The following is an 18,447-nucleotide window of genomic DNA, read 5'->3' as shown; positions in this document are numbered from 1 at the left end:
GTTGGCGAATGTGGATTCTGTCAAGAATGGGAGAGGGGAACAGTGGGGGAGACACGCCCCGTTCAGGGCGTGCCTTTAGTGGTTATTCCAGTGGTTATTCTTCGTCCCGTGGCGGGCGTTCGACCACTTTGCGCTTACCCTTGGCACACCGGGACAGGGCTTTCAGCCCGTCGGCTTCGAAGGCATCCACGCGGATGACATCGTAGAGTGCTTCCAGTGCCTCAAGAAGTTTGTCGCATTCGTCTTTCTGAACAACGCCCTGCTCGCAGGCCCAGTCCACCAGTTCCTTACGCTGATGCCCCATCAGCAGGTCGATACCGCCCAGCTCGTCTTCATCCCGATTGCGCAGGGCTTCATGCAGGCGATCGCGCATGTCCTTGGTTTCATTGGCCAGCCGGTACGCGTTCAGTACACGGCCCAAAGGGTCGTCCGGATCGGTATTGATATAGCTGCCGCGGCTGATGCGCTGGCGCAGCGGCGTATCGTTCACAATGCTGGCGGCCACCTCCGTGCCCAGGGCGTCGTCCGGGCCGTTGAGGCCGGTGGCGCCCAGAGGGAACACCAGCATCCGCAGCGGCCAGCGCAACAGCGGAACCGGGAAGTTGATGATCAGCTCACGCATGGATGTCTTGAGGTCGCGCAGGCTGGTCTGAAGGCACCATTCCACCAACGGCCGCTGGTCTTCCGGGTAGCCTTCCTCGTGCCATTGCTTGATCACCGCCGTGGCGTAGTACAGGTGTACAAGGCAGTCCGCCATCCGCCCGGACAGGCGCTGACGTGCCTTGAGGCCGCCACCAACAGTGAGCAGGGTAACGTCGGTCATCAAGGCAAACGCGGCCGAGAACCGGGCAAGCTGGCGATAGCTGGACTGGATGTTACCCTGGCGGGGCACGGTTTCCAGCAAGCCGCCGCTCAGTGCCAGCACTAACGAGCGTAACGCATTGCGGGTGGTGTGGGCGATATGGCGGTAGAAGATGCCGTCGAACTTCTCGACCGCCGCCTTTTTATCGTCCATGCCCGCTGCTTCGATTTCTTCAACAATAAACGGGTGACAACGGATGGCACCCTGGCCGAACACCATCAGGCTGCGGGTCAGGATGTTTGCGCCTTCCACCGTGATGCCGATGGGCACTGCCTGATACGCCCTGGCCAGGAAGTTGCGGGGGCCGGTAATAACACCGCGGCCGGCGACCACGTCCATGGCATGATTGATCACCGTGCGCATCAGGTCGGTATTGCGATACTTGAGAACCGCTGACGGCACGGAGGGGCGTACACCCCGGTCCAGCATGCCGGAGGTCAGCAACCGTGCGGCATCCATCATGTAGGTGTAGCCGGCGATGGGCTCCAGCGCTTCCTGAACCCCCTCAAACTGGCTGATGGAGCGGCCGAACTGTTCCCGGGTCAGGGCATAGGAACCTGTGGCCATGCTGGCCACTTTGCCAGCGCCGGTGCCCAATGCGGGCAGGGAGATGGAACGCCCGATGGACAGGCATTCCAGCAGCATTTTCCAGCCTTTGCCCAACATGTCCTGGCCGCCAATCACCTGATCCATGGGGATAAACACGTCGTTGCCCCAGGTCGGACCGTTCATGAACACGGTATTCATTGGCAGGTGACGGGCGCCGGAGTGAACCCCTTCAAGGTCCTGTGGAACCATCACGCAGGTAACGCCGATGTCGTCGGAGTCGCCCAGTAGTTTGTCCGGGTCGTAGACCTTGATGGCCAGGCCAATCAGCGTCGCCACCGGTGCCAGTGTGATGTAGCGCTTGTTCCAGGTGACTTTCAGGCCCAGTACTTCCTCGCCATTCCACTGGCCCTTACAGACGATGCCCTTGTCCGGAATAGCTCCGGCGTCAGAACCGGCGACCGGCGACGTCAGTGCAAAGCAGGGGATTTCCTCGCCGCCGGCCAGCCGGGGCAGGTAATGTTCTTTCTGGGCATCGGTGCCGTATTCCATCAGCAGCTCGCCCGGGCCAAGCGAGTTGGGCACCATGACGGTCACAGCGGCGGATACGCTGCGGGTGGAAATCTTCATCACGATCTCGGAGTGGGCGGTGTGGGAAAAGCCCTTGCCGCCCTGTTCCTTGGGAATCATCAACCCGAAGAAGCCATTCTCGCGAATGAACTTCCAGACCTTGTTGGGCAGGTCGTACTCTTCGTGGGTGATTTTCCAGTCATCCAGCATGCCGCAAAGCTTCTCGACCGGCCCGTCGAGGAACGCCTGTTCTTCGCTGGAGAGGTGGGCCGGTTTGGCATCGAGCAGTTTCGACCACTTGGGTTGCCCGGAGAAAAGCTCGCCATCCCAGTCTACGGTGCCTGAGCGCAGGGCCTCGGCCTCGGTATCCGAGAGCTTCGGGAGCCGACCGCGCACCCAGTTCAGCAGCGGAGCGCTGAACTTCTCGCGCCGCAGGTCACCTGGGAGCACCAGCACCAGGCTGAGGGCAAGCAGCCCGCCACCAAACAGTATACTGAGGATGTGCCAGCCATCCTGAAACAGCCCGACGACCGTTGCAATCACAAGCACGGTGGCGGCAGTGGTGCCGCCGATGCCAAGGTAGATCAGTACCAGCGCACTGATCAGTAGAAGCAGAACACTCATGGGCGGATCTCCATATCGAGAAGAAATTCAACCTGAATCGTTCTTACCTTCGGCCAAAGCCAGAGAGGTTGCAAGCGCTTGCGCTAGTGATCTTGACGCATCAGCGAGGATTCCGACATTGATCGTTATCTGAAGCGGTTCATACATAGCCGGCTGTAAAGACCAGGCCCAGCACAATCGGCATCACCACAAGGCTTCCGAGGTTACTCATAAGCACCAGTGAGGCTACTTTATGAGGTTCCTGTTGATACTGCTCCGCCAGCATGTAGTTCAACACAGCAGAGGGCATGGCGGCGAAGACCCACAAAGCAGCTATCTGCAGGCCCGGCAGATCCAGAATTGCTATCATTGGCCAGGCAAGAATCAACCCGGATGCAGGCGCGGAAATAGCGCCCAGAACCCCGAGTTTCCAGTCGCTGAAATCCACATCCAGCATGCGAACACCAAGCGTAAAGAGCATGAGCGGGATACACACTCCGCCTAGCATGTTCAGGGTTTCCAGCAGCCATTGTGGCATGGGTACGCCACCGAAGTTGACGGTAAGGCCGGCGATGCTTGCCGCAATAACGGGTATGCGAAGCCGTCTGATGATCGACGTGTGCGGGTCCAGCATGTAGATGCCCACCGTAAAGTGCAGCAGCATTTCCACGACAAATAGGACAACGGCCGCGGGCAGGGCTGCCTCGCCGAACGCAAATACCAGTACGGGAATGCCCATGTTGCCGGAATTGTTGAACATCATCGGCGGCAGGAAGGTTTTAAGGTTCAGGTTCAGAATCCTGGCCAGCGGATAGAGCACGATGCCGGAACCCAGAACGACCACCGTTGCCGCCAGAGCCAGGCTGGTGTAATCCTGCAGCGGAGCCTGTTGATCAGCCAGAACCGCGAACACCAGCATGGGGACGAACAGCTCCATATTGAGGGTGTTCAAGCCTTTGATGTCTGGAGTGCGATATCGGCCGTAAAGGGCACCACAACCGGCGATCAGAAAGACCGGCAACATCGTGGACAGGATCTGGGCAAGCATTCAGGGGCTCCGAGGGTCGATCAGGGTAAGCAAATAACTCGTTAGGTTCGCAATTATACCGGGTTCCAGGCAAGTAAAACCTGTGCCCTTGCGACCAAAGATAACCCCTTCTATAAGCTGGGGAAGCAGCGCCCAACTTGCACGGATTGTAACGACTGCCACAGAATAACCTTGCCTAACTCACCATCCTAGCGGAGAGCCACTTGTGCCTGAGACCTTTGACCAGCCTGTTGAGCGGGAAAACACCTGTTCCGTAAAATTTGACGCCCGCAAAGCGGTATTCGGCAAAGATGACGTTATCCCCCTATGGGTGGCGGATATGGACTTTCCAGCGCCGGAAGCGGTGACCAGGGCTCTGGAAGAACGGGCAAGGCACCCGGTATACGGTTATACACTGTTTCCGGAGAGCCTGTACCAGTCGGTGATTGACTGGTTTGAACATCGGCATGGCTGGGTCATTGAGCGGGAATGGCTAATGATGGCCCCGGGGGTGGTGCCTTCGCTGCACGCGGCGGCACTGGCGTTTGCTGGCGAAGGTGAAGGGGTGATAATACAGCCTCCGGTTTACCCGCCTTTCTTCAGTGCCATTCGGAAAACCGGTCGTGCGGTGATTGAAAACCCGCTGGAACAGGTGGATGGCCGTTATCAGATGAATCTCGAACACCTTGAGGCCTGTGCAGCGCGGGGCGATGCCAGAGTGTTGCTGCTGTGCTCGCCCCATAACCCGGTGGGAAGGGTGTGGGGCGAAAGCGAGCTCAGGGAGGTATTGGCCATTGCCAGGCGCCACAACCTGGTGGTGCTGTCGGATGAGATTCATTGCGACCTCACCTATCCGGACAAGCCTGCCCATCATGTACTGGCGAAACTGGCCGATGAGGAACAGGCCCTGATTACCACCGTAGCGCCCAGTAAATCCTTCAATATGCCCGGTCTGGGCTTGTCGGCGCTGGTGGTGAAGAATCCAGAGCATCGGAAGTTATTGAAAGACGTGTTCGACACCATGCACATGAACCAGTGCAATCCCTTCAGTATCGCCGGCTTCGAGGCCGGGTATCGCCAGGGTGGCCCGTGGCTGGACGAACTCATGATCTACCTGCAAGGCAATCGTGACAGGGTGATGGACTACATCCGCCAACACATGCCTGACATCCGGGTAACGGAGCCGGAGGGCACATACTTGTTGTGGCTGGACTGCCGGGGCCTGGGCATGAGCGACGCGGAACTGAAACGGTTTTTTGTGCAGGAAGCGGGTATTGGCATGAACCCGGGCATCACCTTTGGTGAGCCCGGCAGCGGGTTCATGCGTATGAATATTGGTTGCCCGCGCCGGGTTCTGGACACGGCCCTGGAGCAGATCCGGCAGGCGCTGACTGAATAACCGGGTCAGTTGGCATTTTCAGCGCCGTTACTGCAGGGATCGTCTACTGGCTGCCAGTGAGGCGGCTGGCTCATGCCTGGCATCTGGCCGTTGCTGGGGCGTATGGCGCGGTAAGTCTGCCCTTCATGGATGGCCATCTGGCCCACGGTATAGCTGCCGCCAAAGCTCCATCGCCCGGGTTCTTTGCAGGCCTGTGGGCGCTCGTTGGAGGCTTTTACAGGCGGTTGGCCGGCGTCGGTCGGTGCCTGTGGCTGACGGTTCAGCCTACCTTCCGATTTGCGCTCAGCGACGTTGCTGTCATCACGACCGACGCCGCAATCAGGCACAGACGCCAGTCTTTCCCATTCGAAATCCGCACCGGGTGTTTTACCCTCGTGGAGTTCGCGGGACTGGTACCAGTCACCCTGGTGAAAGACCGTCTGTCCCGGTGGGTAATAGCGGCTCGGTATCCAGGTATTTTCCTCAGGATCGCAGGGGGCAGCGACCGCTGGGGTGTTGAAAGCCGCCAGTATCAGTACGCCGGCCCATCTGAAGCGCCTTGTCATGCCATTGACCATGAATGCCTGCCTTGTCGATATTTGTTGTTGGGTGCTCAACGGTATTTGCGGCGGAGTTCGGTGGTTCGGGTGGCCAGGAACAGTCCGGCCAGAATCAGAAGGCCGCCAATGACATGGAACAGGCCCAGGCGTTCCCCGAGGAAAATGCCCGCCATCACCGACGCAAATACAGGGGTGAGGTACATGAAGATGGCCGCTTTTGCAGGACCAATCCGATGCACCCCATGATTCCAGAACGCGTAAGCCAGAATACCGGGGAAAATTGCAAAATACATCATGGGCAGCGCGGTTGATGCGTTCAGCTCGAATCCACCTGAGAAGAACAGTAGGTCCACCAGGAAAAACGGCAAGATCACCATAGTGCCGCAGGCGATCTGGACGGTCAGAAAGGTCAGCGGTGGCAATGGTACCGCCTGGCGGCGAAGCAGTACTGAGAACAGACCCCAACTGGATACCGCCAGTACCATGATCAGATCACCGGGTTGCGCCCGCAAACCGGTCAGCACTGAGAGGTCTCCCCGCGCCACAACCGCCAGGATGCCCAGTACCGCCAGCCCGATTCCGAGAGCCTGAATGGGGCGTGTGCGATCTCCCAACAGCAACCAGGCCAGTAACGCCACCATGATGGGTATGGTGGCGTTAATCAGCGCGATGTTGGTGGCCGTGGTGGTCACCGCGGCAAAATAAAGCAGCGAGTTGAACGCCGCCACACTGAACGTGGCGAGTGCCAGTATCGACAGTGCGTGTTCGCGGATGACCCGGCGCTGGCGCCAGACCCCCGGCAGCCCGAAGGGCAGGAGTATCGTCAGGGCAATCACCCAGCGCCAGAACGACATGGACAGAGGAGGAATCTCGCCAACCACACTTTTGGCCACCACGGCGTTGCCCGCCCAGAACAACGGGGTCAGGACCAGGCCGGTGTAGGCCAGCCATAGTGGTTTCGGGGTTTCTGAGGGCACACCGACTCCTGTCAGGGTTTTTGGGTTTCTGATCTGGTTCGGGAGCCCGAAGGATACTACGCCCTGCGAGCTAATGCCTTGTTACCAAAGTGGTAGTGGAGATATTGGTTGATCGTATCCGGCTGGTGACTGTCTGATTGGGTGTCAGGATTTCTTACAAGCCCGCTGCTGGATAAATGCAGGATTCAATATAGATTCTTGTTTTAGATTGGAAATTCAGATGTTGGTATAGCAGGTGCCTGTATGGCGGGGCAGTAAAACGAATGAAATGTGGGATAACCCAGGGAGCAGCTATGCGACATCTTAAACTCACCATTGCACTACTGATTTCAATGTGCCTGCCTGCATTGGCAAGCGCGGCAATGATTTCTGCCAGCTATCAGGTCAACCTGAATGATTCAGACCCCGGACTGGTTGTTGATTCTTCAGACTATGCAGCCAACCCGTTTTCTTTTGATCTGAATGCCGGTGAAAGTACGACCTTTAATCTGTTCAAAATCTGGACGACTGAAGGCACGGTCAACAGCGATGACAAAGTCGCCAAACCGATTTCCGTCGATTTCAACTTCACAGCACCGGAACTGATGAGTGGCTCTGTCAACGGGAACACCTCCGGAGATTCCGTACTCTTTGGCCTTTACCAGGAAGGTGTGCTGTCCTGGAACGGTTCGCTTGACCTGGTGTTTGGCGCATTGGGCGATGGTCTGCTTCGTGTGTCCCTCCTCGACACCACTTTTAACGAAGGCATCTTTGGGCTGGGCAGCTACGGCTCCAAGGTTAAGGCGAAGATTGAACTGATTTCTGAAGCCAGCGAAGTACCAGAGCCTGGAACTCTGGCCATCCTGAGCCTCGGTCTTCTCGGTATGGGGCTGCGTGCCCGCCGACGTTCAGCCTGAACGGTTGCGTTTAGTATCCTGACAGTTGAACGATAAAATCGGGTCAGAGCTTGCTCTGACCCCATTTTTTATTCTCCCGGCACTTCCGCTTCTGTGCCGACGTGATAGGCCGCAAAACCGGCCATGACCACCTGATCCACCGCCATGCCGATAATTCGGCCGCTGCTGCGGGCGCGGATGGGATGCTGGGCGTTGGTGATGGGATCCGAAACATAACCCAGGATTTCACCTTCAGAAACCTTGGCCCCCAGCTTGGTTTCGCTGAACAGAATGCCGCCGTGTTCGGCCCGTATCCACTCGGAATCGTAATAGACGGGTTCGGGGTCTCCCCAGACGAACATCCTTGAGATCATGCCTTCCTTGTCCATCAGACTGGTCAGGCTGTTCACCCCGGCCTTGATCTGGTGCTCCTGGATTCGCAGTGATTCACCGGCCTCCATGGTGACGGACCGGATACCGGCTTCGACAGCGGCGTGACGAAGCATGCCGGTGGTGCCTGTACTGTGGACGACTGCCATGCGGTCAAATCCACGGGTGAGTTCCGCCACTTCCGGGTTATTCATGTCCGCACGCAGTTGGGGCAGGTTGGTGCGCTTGAGAGACCCGGTGTGGATATCCACCAACATGTCGCAATGACGGATTACGTTCTCGAACAGCGAGTGGGCAATCCGGTCCGCCAGGCTGCCATCGGTGCTGCCGGGGAAGTGACGATTGAGGTCACGGCGGTCGGGCAGGTAGCGGCTGCCTTGCTGGAAACCTGGCAGGTTGACGATGGGAATGCCGATCACCCGGCCGGAGAGCTTGTCTGGCTCCAGGTCGTACATGGTTCGGCGGATGATCTCGATGCCGTTGAGTTCATCACCGTGAACGGCACCGGTCAGGCATAGGTTAGGGCCGGGTTTGGAGCCATTGACCACCAGAACCGGTGTTGGTTGCGACAGGCCGGCAATCTGGATGGCAGGGGACCAGGCCAGGCGAGTCGACGTTCCGGGCAGAACCTCGGCACCGAGCATTTTCAGGCTGGTGGCCTTTTCGGGTTCCGTCACCTCAGCAGACTCTTCCACGCCGTTTTCATCGGTCGCCGTTGCGGGGTCTGCGCCCTGGGCAGTGGGTTTGGGCTGATCCGCCGTTGCGTCGGGCTTCGAAGGTTCGGGCTCCGAAGTCTTCGACTCCGCTGGTTCAGCGGGCTTTGGAGGCGGCGCCACCTCCTTTAAATCAACATTGGGGGCCACTTCTTCCACGGCCGGTTCTGCCGTGGAATCTGGTGTTTTATCCTGTGAGGCGAGCTCCTCATCGGATTTCTGAGTGGTGTCTGCTTTACCGCTATTCTTTTTCGGTTCAGACGAGCGCAAGGGTTCCGAATGCTCGACATCCTCAACACTCTCGTCCTCGGCAAGCTCCGCGACGAGCATCTCCGTGTTATCGGAGTCATCGGACTTGTTTGCGTAGACGGCAGGGATTGCGACCAGGCTGCCAGTCAGGGTAAACATCAGGCCAGCGCGAAACAGATGTGTCAGCCAGCGATACAGCATAATTCCTCTCGAGTCTTCAGCCAGTTTGAGGCTCGTTGTCCGATCTGTGAAAACGGTACAAGGATAGAGACCCCATTGTTTCATGAATACGGCTGTGACAAAGGTTTAATGCCACTTTCATGAACTCATTGTGTAATTCCGCAAAATGACCTATTCAAAGAGGTTACAGGATGCGGATTGCAGTTCTGTATCCGTTATACGTTCGATGGAGGATAAACTGTATGGATCTTTTGCGAGTTCTGGTTGCGATTTTGTTACCGCCGTTGGGCGTCTTTTTACAAGTGGGGATTGGCAAACACTTCTGGATCAACATCCTGTTGACGATTCTCGGTTACATTCCCGGTATCGTGCACGCCGTCTGGATCATCGCGAAAAAATAGGCCGCCCCTGAGCAGGAACCAAGTGTCTGTGAGGGGCGGGCTTCAAATGTCGGGAGTGGTGCGCCAGATGTCGCCTTCTCGCGCAGCCCGGCCATCTGCCTCCAGTTTTAGCAGGTGCGCCAGCGCGGAGCGGGCGGCGACGCCATGGATCGCCGCCGGGACATCGTCATAGGCCTTTGCGGTCAGATCTTTCAGGCTGGCCGGGGCGAGGCTTTTCAGCACCCTGACAACCTTGTGCTCCCGTGCCAGACGATGCGTGATGAGATAATCAATCACCGATTCGGGGCGTGCCATCAGGAAACCGTGGGCAGGCGCTATGTAACGCACGGACTCGGCCAGCAGGTCGTACAGCGACTCCAGGTAGGCCTTCATGTCACCGTCTGGCGGATTAATGACCACGGTGGAGCCCTGCATGATGTGGTCTCCAGAAAACAGCAGCTCTTGCTCCAGGAGCAGATAGCAAAGATGGTTGGAGGCATGCCCCGGGGTGTAAAGGGCTTTCAGGGTGCCAGCCTCGGTGACGATCAGGTCACCATTCACCGGCTCTACATCCGGCGAAAACGTCTGGTCCTGGGCCGGGCCTTCGGGAGCCAGCTGGCCGTAAACGCGACAGCCGGTTCTTGCCTTCAGTGCCACTGTTGCCGGCGAGTGGTCCTGGTGGGTATGAGTGACCACCACTTGATCAATCGCTCCACCAGTGAATTCCAGAATGCGCTCAATATGCGTTGCGTCGTCCGGGCCGGGGTCCAGTACCGTAAACCGTTTGTGGCCAAGCACATAGGTGTTGGTGCCGGGGCCGGTCATCATTCCCGGGTTTGGCGCTGTCAGGCGAACCACACCGGCCGCCACCTCCACCGGTTTCCCGGGAACAATGTCCGCGTGTGTAGAGCCTGCACCCTCCGGGTCCAGCTTGACCGCTTCGTCATAGGCGGGTGCCCCCGGCTCCAGCATCGTGGTCCTGTCTTTCTTGACCGCCGGCCACGGCTTGTTGGGATAGGGCTCCGGCGGATTAGCGTGGACATAGCGCATGAGGGCTTCCGTGGTGCCGAACTCCGCCAGTATCCGCAGCGTCCCAATGGTTGGTAACCCTAGCAGGCGGCGGCCACTGCGATGATCTTCCAGGGCTTCCGCCGGGCTCAGCCAGACGTGGTCAATGGTTTCATTGCCATCATGACTTGCCCGTTGCCCTTCCGGTGCCACTGCAATGAAGAAGCGGGTATCAAAGCGCCGGGGAGGTCCCGGCGGTGTCACCCAGTGCCCGAGGTAGCCCAGACGGTCCAGGGGAATGGTGAGGTTATAGCGATGGCACAGTTCCGCCAGGGTTAACTCACCTTTAAACAGAGCTTCGCGGTCGCTGTGAATGGGGTGGTCATGAGTCAGCGCAGCACCTTTTTCATCAACGGCTAACAGAATGCCCGCTTCCTCAAAACACTCCCGGACAGCCGCAAGCATGTAGTCGGCGCCACCTTCATCCATGGCCATTGTCTGGCTGATTTCAGTGTCAGCCCGCCCGATTGCGTGGGCCCGCCCATTGTTTTCCTGATCGTCGACAGAACCACCGGGAAAGACAAAATAGCCCGGCATGAATACCGCGTCCCAGGTTCGTTGCAGCAGCAGGATCTTTGGACCTTCAGCAGTGTCTTTGGTCAAAACCAGCGTGGCAGCAGGGCGAATATCCATAGAGTGTCCGTATCTGTTGGTCAGACTGTTGGTGCTGGAAAGAGGTTGGGAGGCTACTGTCAAAACACGCTCAAGCACGTCCATGTGGCGCTTGAGCTCCGCCATCCATGGCTCCGCACAGTTTTGACAGTAGCCTCCCAACCCCTTTCATCGGGCAACGGTGAAGGCTGCCGGTAAAAGTCCAAGATAACGAATGTTCGGTCTGCTGTCTCGGGGTGTCGGCATGGTTACAACCAAGTATCATTGGGTTTACAGAAAATTCCCCCACACAGGAACGCCGACTTGGCTCGCATCAAGCTCTCTTTCCCGGATAACGCCTTTTATTTTGAAACCAAGATGCCGGTTCGGATCACCGATATCAATGGAGCCAACCATCTGGGAAACGATGCGTTAATCTCCATGCTGTCTGAAGCCAGGGCACAATTCCTGGTGAACTATGGTGTCGAGGAAGCCGACAAAAACGGCGTGGGTATTATCGTGACCGACCTGGCAACGATGTACCAATCGGAATCGTTCTTTCCGGAAATGCTCCGCTTTGAAGTGGGGCTGATGGACTTCAACAAATACGGCGGGGATTTCGTATTCCGCGTAACCAAGGCGGAGAGCGGTCAACCCGTGGCCCTGGCCAAGTACGGTTTCGTGTTCTTCAATTACCAGCGCAAATCGGTTGTGCCCATGCCAGAGAGTTTCCGCGCACGCTTCGGCGATTAGTATTTAGTCCTGGAGTGCCAGCTTTCGGATGCCTTGCCGGTAGAACAGGTAGGCCATGACACCTGCCATCAGATTGCCAACCAGCGCACCGCTCATCAGGCCGTTGATACCGCCGAGCTGTGAGCCGAGCCAAAGCAGTGGCAGAAAGCAGAGGAATAACCGCAGGACCGACACCAGCAGCGCCCGCATGGCAAGCCCCAGCGCATTGCACACCGACACCATCAGCATGCAGATGCCCAGGCCGGTATAGCTCAGCGGCACCCGAACCAGATAACTGCCCAGCACATCGCTGACGGCGCGATCGCTGGTAAACAGCTCTGAGACCACTCCTGACGCTAAAAGCCAGATCAATCCAATGGCCAGTTGCCACACCACCACAAAACGAACCGCCAATCGCACGAGAACGCGAATCCGCGCAAGCTCACCGGCCCCAAGCATGCGGCCAATCATGGGCGGCATCGACATGGTCAGTGCCAGCACCACCACTATGGAGAAGAACTCGAGGCGAGTGCCCAGGCCCCAGGCCGCGACGGCGGCGGAGCCAAAGCCAGCCACCATGGCGGTCGCGAACATGGCCGAGGCTGGCGGCATCAGCTGGCTAACCATGGCCGGCGCCATGATGCCATTCAGTTGTTTCAGTGCCTTGCCGAGGGCCAGCTGGGAAAGGTCGAAGCGTATCCAGCCAGAGCGCAGCAGTTTGGGGTAGATAAACAGGCAACCGATACCGAAGGCGGTCACGGTTGCCAGGGCAGCGCCTTGCAGGCCCCACCCGAAAACGAAGATGTACAACGGGTCCAGGGCGATGTTTGCCACGCTGGTGGCGACCATCATATAGCCAGGGAGTTTGGTATCGCCATGGGAGCGGCACACGCTGTAACCAAAGTAGAGCATGGCGCCGGTCCAGGCGGAGAGCAGCCAGGGTATCCAGTAACTGCGGATCAGCGGTAGCAGGCTCTGTTCGGCGCCCAGGCCAGCCATAATCTGGGTTTGCAGCAGCCAGAGGGCGATACACAGGATAATCACCAGAGTGGCGCCTACGGTGACGACGAGACCGCCCAGGCGTTCAGCGCGGAGTTGGTCGCCGGCGCCGAGGGTTCTGGAGATGATGGCGGTGGTGGCGATGCCAAGGCCCACCTGCAGGCCGATGATGAGCTGCTGCATGGGCAGTGTGAAGCCCAGTGCCGCCAGTGGGTCGCGGCCGAGTTGGCCAATAAAGGCGCTGTCGACGAGTTGGAAGGTCATCAGTGACAGTACGCCGAAGAGCATGGGCCAGGTCATGGTGAACAACTGGCGCGGCAGGCTGGCTTGTGGGGTGGCGTTCGTCACGTTGGTGGCTTCTGTTCCAGGTGTTTTGCTCGGTGGGCGATTCTAGCAGTTATCGGTTTGTGAGTGGGTGCAAAGGCCGGGGCGCCTTCCCCAGACACGCCGTGAACCCATCCATGGGGGCTCGGCATTGCCATCCCTGGCAATGCACGGTCTGGGGAAGGCGCCCCGGCCTTCGCACATCGATTACGGAGTCGCTTTCAGTAAGTCGGAGTGCTGGGAATCAAAGCGCCGAAAGAGCGGCTTCGTAATTCGGTTCTTCCTTGATCTCACCAACCAGCTCACTGTGTAGAACCTTGTTGTTCTCGTCCAGAACCACCACTGCGCGGGAGGTCAGGCCAGCAAGTGGGCCGTCCTGGATGGCAACACCGTAATCTTCCTGGAAGCTGTAGTTTCGGAAGCTGGAAAGGGTAGTGACATTTTCCAGGCCTTCGGCACCACAGAATCGACCGGCGGCGAAGGGCAGGTCGGCAGAAATGACCAGCACCACCGTGTTGTCCAGGCTGCTGGCTTTTTCATTGAACTTACGGGTGGAGGTGGCGCAGGTCGGGGTGTCTACGCTGGGGACAATATTCAGAACTTTGCGCTTACCAGCCCAGTTGTCGAGGGTGACGTCTTCCAGGCCCTGAGTGGTTAGGGTGAAGTTGGGGGCGGTGTCGCCGGTTTGCGGAAGGGTGCCGCTCACGGTGATTGGATTGCCGCCGAGTGTGACGTTGCTCATTTGGAACTCCCTGATACTGGTCTAATGGATTTGTATTTAACAGCTTACTCTGTGTAGCCCATTTTGGATGTTTTTTCATCCGGGAGTCGAGTTAAGTTGGTTTCAGGCGGGCTCAAATCCGGGAGCCGGATGGCGCTGGACCATTAGCAGGTAGCTGCCGAGGGCCGCAATGGCGCAGGCAGCGATGATGCCCGCCATCACCAGTGACGTGCCGTCGTGGAAGTGCCCCACGAGAGCACCCACAATGGCTGCAACCACCATCTGGGTGAAGCCGAACAGTGCGGAGGCCGAACCGGCCATTTGGGGAAAATGAGCCAGGGCCCCGGCCATGGTCTGGGGCAGGACCATGCCCACACCGACCATAAACAAGGCTTGTGGCAGCACCACTGCCCATACGTTGTAAACCTGCGAGGCTGCCAGTGCGGCCATTAAGCCGCCACCGATAACCGATATCGTCAGGCCTCGCACCAGTATCTGATCTGGCGCAAACGAGCGGCCCAGGCGGATGGCCGTGAGGTTGCCGCCAATATAACCGGCCACGATACAGGCGAAGAACAGACCGAAGTGCTGGGGTTCCACGCCCAGGAAATCAATCAGCACGAACGACGAGCCTGACAGGAACGCAAACAGGCCGGCGAAGGTCAGGGAGTTGGTCAGGGTGTAGCCCAGGAAGCTGATGTCCGAGGCGATTGCCCGGTAGTTCTTCCACAGGCTGCTAACGCGAAGGGATTGCCGGTTTTCCGGGCGCATCGGCTCGGGAATACCCACTGCAACCACCACAGCCATGATGAGCGCATAGCCACCCAATGCCAGAAAAATTGACGACCAGCCCAGGCTGACCACCATAAAACCGCCGAGAGTTGGTGCAACAGCGGGTGCCAGGGCCATGATGCTGGCCAGAATAGCCATGATTTTTGCGGCGTCCCGTGGAGAATAGATATCCCGTACGGCTGCCCGGCCCAGCACTGGACCGGCCGAGCCGCCAAGCGCTTGCAGGAAGCGGCACAGGATCAGTGTTTCAATATTGGTCGCAAGAGCACAAACAACGCTGGCGATCGCAAACAGCAGGAATCCGCCAATCATGATGGGCTTACGCCCGAACCGGTCCGCCAGCGGGCCGCAGACCAACTGGGCCAGGGCGAACCCGACCATGTAGATACTCAGCGTAAGCTGTACTTGACCTGTATTGGCCGAGAGCGCCTCTCCCATAGCGGGCAAGGAAGGCAGGTACATATCAATCGCCAGCGGCCCGAGGGCGACAGCGGCTGCCAATAGTATCGTTGTCCATACACTGGTGAGTGCGAGCATTACTGATCCCGGAATCTTTGGAGTACGGCACTGGGTGAGAGCCGGCCTTCTGAAACACGCTGTCAATACATCCCTGTACGCTCGGCTCCGCCATCCATGGCTCCGCACGGTTTTAGAAGGCCGGCTCTCACCCAGCGCTCAATCTGATATGGGGAGTCTACGCTCGTCCTGTCCTGGGATAACGGCCAGCTATTTCATACAACGTATGAACAAATTAGATGAATTAAGTATTGAGGCCATTGATGGTCGCTGCTACGCCGTTGACGTGGTTTCGAATCCAGCGGTGAGCGGGGTCGTTCTGGTTGCGTTTGTGCCACAGCATCAGCAATGTGAATGGCTTGTAGTCGAACGGTAGGGGTGTCCATGCAAACTGTTGCAGTAAGTCCTCACTCATGCGCTTGGGCGCTGTGGCGAGCATGTCAGTGCCATGCAGGAAGGCTGGCAGGCCAGAAAAATTGGACACGGTTACGGCGGTTCTCCGGGTCAATCCCTGGGCGGCTAACGAACCTTCGAAAGCCGTTTTTTCACCCGTGCCGAACAGGATGGCGATGTGGTCCGCCTTCAGATAATCCGCCAGGGCCTCCGGGGCCTGGCGGATGGCGGGATCGTAGAAAACCACCATCTGATCCGCCATCAGGCCCCGCTGCATGATGTCGGTAGCTTCCGGTGCGTGAGGGGAAATAATCAAGTCACACAAGTCTTTACGCAACATGTCGGCGGTCGGAATGCCCGAGGGGACAACCTGCAAGCGGATGCCAGGCGCTTCTTGTCGGATCACGGACAGCAGTCCGGGTAACAGCAGGTCGCGCTGATAGTCGTTGGCGGCGATGGTGAAGGTGAACTCGGCCGTGGCCGGGGCAAACGGCGGCCCGGAAGACAGGGAGTGCAGGTCGTCCAGTATCTGGCGAATGTGTGGGCCGGCCTGGAGAGCATACCGGGTGGGGACAATGCCTCGGCCGGATTTGACGAACAGAGCGTCGCCCAGGGCCTGGCGTAATCGGTCCAGGGTGTGGCTGACAGCCGATTGACTCACGCCCAGTCGCACAGCAGCTCGAGAAACGCTGCCCTCATCCAGCACTGCAATGAAGGTGCTGAGGGAGCGAATGTCGAGGTTAAATGTATCAACAGGGTTCATGAATAGCAGTGTACCCGAGGCGTGGGAGGTTGCCCATTCCGGAGTACTTTGTTGTTGGTGGTTTGAGTAAGCATTCAAAAAACGATGTCGACTGGTTTACGATGTCGTGACACTGGTTGAAAAAATTTAGGAGCACCCGATGAAACCGATCCTGGCGTTCGATGTATACGGAACCCTGGTGGACCCCATGGGAATGGCAGACCTGTTGGCGCCGGACGCAGGCCAGGCGGCGGAGTCCGTGAGTGCCCAGTGGCGGGAAAAACAGTTGGAGTTTTCCTTTCGCAAGGGGCTGATGCGTATGTACGAGGATTTCGGAGCCTGTACGCGGCAGGCGCTAAGGTATGCGATGGCCAGCCATGGGTTGAGCTTAAGTGGAGAGCGGGAAGATGAGTTGATGGGGGCCTATCTGTCCCTGCCTGCGTTTGACGACTCGTTGCCGGCACTGGAATCCCTGCAGGGCGAGTATCGGATGTTTGCCTTTTCCAATGGCACCTATCCGGCGTTGGAGAAGGTGCTGGGGCATAACCATTTGCTGGATCAGTTTGAGGGGTTGGTGTCGGTGGATGACATCAAGAGCTTCAAGCCGGACCCGGCGGTGTATGCCTATGCACGACGGGCAACCGGGGCGATGGATAAGCCTCTGTGCCTGGTGTCCAGTAACGCGTGGGATGTGATTGGTGCCCGGGCGGCGGGGTTGACGGCCATCTGGGTGCAGAGGGATGCCGGGAAGGTGTTTGAAGATTGGGGGATTGAGCCTAATGCGGTGGTTCGGAGTCTTTCTGAGCTACCTGCTACATTGGATAACCTTTAACTTCCGGGGTGGCGCGTCTCGTAGCGTCCCTTCCAAAACACGCCTCAAGACGTCCTGTTCGGCTTGGGCTCCGCCATCCATGGCTCCGCACAGTTTTGGAAGGGACGCTACGAGACGCGCTTCCGACTTATGTGCCGGCGGTCTCCCAGTCGCGCGTTCTGTGTGATTCAGTCCGATCTTTCAGCCAACCACTCCGCCATCTCCAGCCAACTTTCCTTCGGCGCCTTGCTGCCGGCCAGAATGCCCATGTGACCCCCGGGGGTAACCCGGAAAGTGACGTCCTTCGAGCTGACATGGTCTTCGATGCGTTTAACCGCGCCGGGTGTTGCCAGGGTGTCTGTGTCGCCGGCGATGGCAAGTAAGTTGGCGTTTACATTCTCCAGCCGGGCGACGTCTTCGCCGATCTGGATCTGGCCTTTGGAGAGTTCGTTGTCGATCCACAGGCGTACTACCGCGTCCTGCACGATGCCGCCCGGGTAGGCGACCATGCGGTCGAGGAAGGCGGAGGTGGTGGCGTGGCTGGCGACGAAGTCGCGGTCGCCCAGGCGGACGATGAGTTCCCAGTAGCCCATCACGCTGCCAATGGGGTTGGTGAGTTTGAAGCCGATGGTGTTGGCCCAGCCCGGAGAGTGGAACCAATGAGGTTTCACGTCATGCAGGCGGAAGCCGGTGCGCTTACGGACGAAATCGGCGACGTCGGACACCCGCTGGTACATCAAACCCATCAGCCCGGATGCGTGGCTGTCGATGGGCGAACCCAGCACGATGGCGTTGCGGATGTGCTGGTCGCGGCTGAGGGCAGAATAGAACAGCGTGAACATGCCGCCCAGGCTCCAGCCGTGCAACGACAGCTCCTGCTCACCGCTGTGCTCCCGCACCCGGTTCAGGTATGCCGGCAGCAACTCCGCCACGTAGGTGTGCAGGTTGTAGTGACTATGCTGGCGCGTGGGTACGCCCCAGTCGATCAGGTACACCTCAAACCCCTTGGCCCGCAGGAATCGCACCAGGCTACGCTGGGGAAACAGGTCGTAGATCAGCATGTTCACCGCCAGTGGCGGCACGATTACGATGGGCGTCTTGTGGGGCGTGCGCTCCACATCAATCATCTCGCCATCCAACTCGATAAAATCCTCGGCCAGCGGCGGGTAGTATCGCAGGCTCGCCAGCCCATCGGTGTACAAGGTCTCGAACGGTGTCTGCCCTGCCTGCACCAGGCTGGCGGCCCGGAATACGCGGTCGAAGGCGTTACCGGCGTATAGTGCCGTCTGGCGGGTTATTCCCGAGGCTTTGTTGAAAGCGTAGCTGAGCGGGTCGGGCATAGAGGTTTCCATAAGGTTTATGTCGAGAACAGGTTCGGAATAAGACTAGACTACCTATACAGATCGGAACTATGGCAAGAACGTCCACCACTAATGGCAAACCGGTCA

The 18,447-nt window shown here is 58.4% G+C and carries 16 protein-coding genes; 5 read left to right on the top strand and 11 right to left on the bottom strand.

Annotation, left to right across the window (positions count from 1 at the left end):
- Positions 1 to 94 precede the first annotated feature (94 nt).
- Positions 95 to 2,602, bottom strand: a complete 2,508-nt coding sequence (locus tag AAGD24_RS19295) for an acyl-CoA dehydrogenase (protein WP_041332969.1) — start codon at positions 2,600 to 2,602, stop codon at positions 95 to 97.
- Between the two features lie 139 nt (positions 2,603 to 2,741).
- Positions 2,742 to 3,629 (bottom strand): AEC family transporter, encoded by an 888-nt coding sequence (locus AAGD24_RS19290; RefSeq protein WP_036211478.1) that lies wholly within the window; start codon positions 3,627 to 3,629, stop codon positions 2,742 to 2,744.
- 205 nt (positions 3,630 to 3,834) lie between these two features.
- On the opposite strand from AAGD24_RS19290, the gene AAGD24_RS19285 reads away from it, so the two are divergent.
- On the top strand, positions 3,835 to 5,007 hold the full coding sequence (locus tag AAGD24_RS19285) for a MalY/PatB family protein (RefSeq protein WP_379866021.1): 1,173 nt from the start codon (positions 3,835 to 3,837) through the stop codon (positions 5,005 to 5,007).
- Positions 5,008 to 5,012: 5 nt separating this feature from the next.
- On the opposite strand, the gene AAGD24_RS19280 is transcribed toward AAGD24_RS19285, so the two are convergent.
- Together AAGD24_RS19280 and AAGD24_RS19275 are read right to left on the bottom strand one after the other, a co-directional pair.
- Complete coding sequence (locus AAGD24_RS19280) at positions 5,013 to 5,552, bottom strand: carbohydrate-binding protein (protein ID WP_379866019.1); 540 nt, start codon at positions 5,550 to 5,552, stop codon at positions 5,013 to 5,015.
- A 47-nt stretch (positions 5,553 to 5,599) separates the two neighbouring features.
- Positions 5,600 to 6,523, bottom strand: coding sequence for a DMT family transporter (locus AAGD24_RS19275; RefSeq protein ID WP_036211473.1), 924 nt, complete (start codon positions 6,521 to 6,523; stop codon positions 5,600 to 5,602).
- Positions 6,524 to 6,816: 293 nt separating this feature from the next.
- Between AAGD24_RS19275 and AAGD24_RS19270 the strand changes: the two genes are divergently transcribed.
- On the top strand, positions 6,817 to 7,419 hold the full coding sequence (locus AAGD24_RS19270; RefSeq protein ID WP_379866017.1) for a PEP-CTERM sorting domain-containing protein: 603 nt from the start codon (positions 6,817 to 6,819) through the stop codon (positions 7,417 to 7,419).
- 68 nt (positions 7,420 to 7,487) lie between these two features.
- Here the strand turns inward: AAGD24_RS19270 and AAGD24_RS19265 are convergent, their stop codons facing one another.
- Positions 7,488 to 8,951, bottom strand: coding sequence for a succinylglutamate desuccinylase/aspartoacylase family protein (locus AAGD24_RS19265; RefSeq protein WP_075194674.1), 1,464 nt, complete (start codon positions 8,949 to 8,951; stop codon positions 7,488 to 7,490).
- Positions 8,952 to 9,172: 221 nt separating this feature from the next.
- Between AAGD24_RS19265 and AAGD24_RS19260 the strand changes: the two genes are divergently transcribed.
- Positions 9,173 to 9,331: a YqaE/Pmp3 family membrane protein gene (locus tag AAGD24_RS19260; protein ID WP_007155136.1), complete on the top strand. Its 159-nt coding sequence runs from the start codon at positions 9,173 to 9,175 to the stop codon at positions 9,329 to 9,331.
- 42 nt (positions 9,332 to 9,373) lie between these two features.
- On the opposite strand, the gene AAGD24_RS19255 is transcribed toward AAGD24_RS19260, so the two are convergent.
- Positions 9,374 to 11,011, bottom strand: coding sequence for an MBL fold metallo-hydrolase (locus tag AAGD24_RS19255; protein ID WP_288352450.1), 1,638 nt, complete (start codon positions 11,009 to 11,011; stop codon positions 9,374 to 9,376).
- Positions 11,012 to 11,293: 282 nt separating this feature from the next.
- Here AAGD24_RS19255 and AAGD24_RS19250 point away from each other — a divergent pair, with 282 nt between their 5' ends.
- Positions 11,294 to 11,722 carry a thioesterase family protein gene (locus AAGD24_RS19250; RefSeq protein WP_036211464.1) on the top strand — a complete coding sequence of 143 codons (429 nt, stop codon included), beginning with the start codon at positions 11,294 to 11,296 and terminating at the stop codon, positions 11,720 to 11,722.
- Positions 11,723 to 11,725: 3 nt separating this feature from the next.
- On the opposite strand, the gene AAGD24_RS19245 is transcribed toward AAGD24_RS19250, so the two are convergent.
- The 4 genes from AAGD24_RS19245 to AAGD24_RS19230 form a co-directional block, all read right to left on the bottom strand.
- Positions 11,726 to 13,000, bottom strand: coding sequence for an MATE family efflux transporter (locus AAGD24_RS19245; protein WP_051947109.1), 1,275 nt, complete (start codon positions 12,998 to 13,000; stop codon positions 11,726 to 11,728).
- A gap of 268 nt (positions 13,001 to 13,268) precedes the next feature.
- Positions 13,269 to 13,766: a thiol peroxidase gene (tpx, locus tag AAGD24_RS19240; RefSeq protein WP_007155738.1), complete on the bottom strand. Its 498-nt coding sequence runs from the start codon at positions 13,764 to 13,766 to the stop codon at positions 13,269 to 13,271.
- Between the two features lie 102 nt (positions 13,767 to 13,868).
- The gene (locus tag AAGD24_RS19235) at positions 13,869 to 15,074 is read right to left on the bottom strand and encodes a Bcr/CflA family multidrug efflux MFS transporter (protein WP_379866014.1); all 1,206 of its coding nucleotides are present in this window, start codon (positions 15,072 to 15,074) and stop codon (positions 13,869 to 13,871) included.
- Positions 15,075 to 15,297: 223 nt separating this feature from the next.
- The gene (locus AAGD24_RS19230) at positions 15,298 to 16,209 is read right to left on the bottom strand and encodes a LysR family transcriptional regulator (protein ID WP_379866012.1); all 912 of its coding nucleotides are present in this window, start codon (positions 16,207 to 16,209) and stop codon (positions 15,298 to 15,300) included.
- A 139-nt stretch (positions 16,210 to 16,348) separates the two neighbouring features.
- Here AAGD24_RS19230 and AAGD24_RS19225 point away from each other — a divergent pair, with 139 nt between their 5' ends.
- The gene (locus tag AAGD24_RS19225) at positions 16,349 to 17,020 is read left to right on the top strand and encodes a haloacid dehalogenase type II (RefSeq protein WP_085678462.1); all 672 of its coding nucleotides are present in this window, start codon (positions 16,349 to 16,351) and stop codon (positions 17,018 to 17,020) included.
- A 167-nt stretch (positions 17,021 to 17,187) separates the two neighbouring features.
- Here the strand turns inward: AAGD24_RS19225 and AAGD24_RS19220 are convergent, their stop codons facing one another.
- The gene (locus AAGD24_RS19220) at positions 17,188 to 18,339 is read right to left on the bottom strand and encodes an alpha/beta fold hydrolase (protein ID WP_379866010.1); all 1,152 of its coding nucleotides are present in this window, start codon (positions 18,337 to 18,339) and stop codon (positions 17,188 to 17,190) included.
- Between the last annotated feature and the right edge of the window lie 108 nt (positions 18,340 to 18,447).

Source organism: Marinobacter sp. M5B (assembly GCF_042604615.1).
Taxonomy (GTDB): domain Bacteria; phylum Pseudomonadota; class Gammaproteobacteria; order Pseudomonadales; family Oleiphilaceae; genus Marinobacter; species Marinobacter salarius.
Note: the sequence above shows the minus strand (reverse complement) of the source record. Positions and strands in the feature narration are given on the sequence as shown.

Bases quoted from the DNA above. Each gene is read 5' to 3' on its own strand.
- AAGD24_RS19220 (WP_379866010.1), bottom strand. From the start codon at position 18,339: ATGCCCGACCCGCTCAGCTACGCTTTCAACAAAGCCTCGGGAATAACC.
- AAGD24_RS19255 (WP_288352450.1), bottom strand. From the start codon at position 11,011: ATGGATATTCGCCCTGCTGCCACGCTGGTTTTGACCAAAGACACTGCT.
- AAGD24_RS19235 (WP_379866014.1), bottom strand. From the start codon at position 15,074: ATGCTCGCACTCACCAGTGTATGGACAACGATACTATTGGCAGCCGCT.
- AAGD24_RS19270 (WP_379866017.1), top strand. From the start codon at position 6,817: ATGCGACATCTTAAACTCACCATTGCACTACTGATTTCAATGTGCCTG.
- tpx (WP_007155738.1), bottom strand. From the start codon at position 13,766: ATGAGCAACGTCACACTCGGCGGCAATCCAATCACCGTGAGCGGCACC.
- AAGD24_RS19290 (WP_036211478.1), bottom strand. From the start codon at position 3,629: ATGCTTGCCCAGATCCTGTCCACGATGTTGCCGGTCTTTCTGATCGCC.
- AAGD24_RS19225 (WP_085678462.1), top strand. From the start codon at position 16,349: ATGAAACCGATCCTGGCGTTCGATGTATACGGAACCCTGGTGGACCCC.
- AAGD24_RS19280 (WP_379866019.1), bottom strand. From the start codon at position 5,552: ATGACAAGGCGCTTCAGATGGGCCGGCGTACTGATACTGGCGGCTTTC.
- AAGD24_RS19265 (WP_075194674.1), bottom strand. From the start codon at position 8,951: ATGCTGTATCGCTGGCTGACACATCTGTTTCGCGCTGGCCTGATGTTT.
- AAGD24_RS19260 (WP_007155136.1), top strand. From the start codon at position 9,173: ATGGATCTTTTGCGAGTTCTGGTTGCGATTTTGTTACCGCCGTTGGGC.
- AAGD24_RS19245 (WP_051947109.1), bottom strand. From the start codon at position 13,000: ATGACCTGGCCCATGCTCTTCGGCGTACTGTCACTGATGACCTTCCAA.
- AAGD24_RS19295 (WP_041332969.1), bottom strand. From the start codon at position 2,602: ATGAGTGTTCTGCTTCTACTGATCAGTGCGCTGGTACTGATCTACCTT.
- AAGD24_RS19230 (WP_379866012.1), bottom strand. From the start codon at position 16,209: ATGAACCCTGTTGATACATTTAACCTCGACATTCGCTCCCTCAGCACC.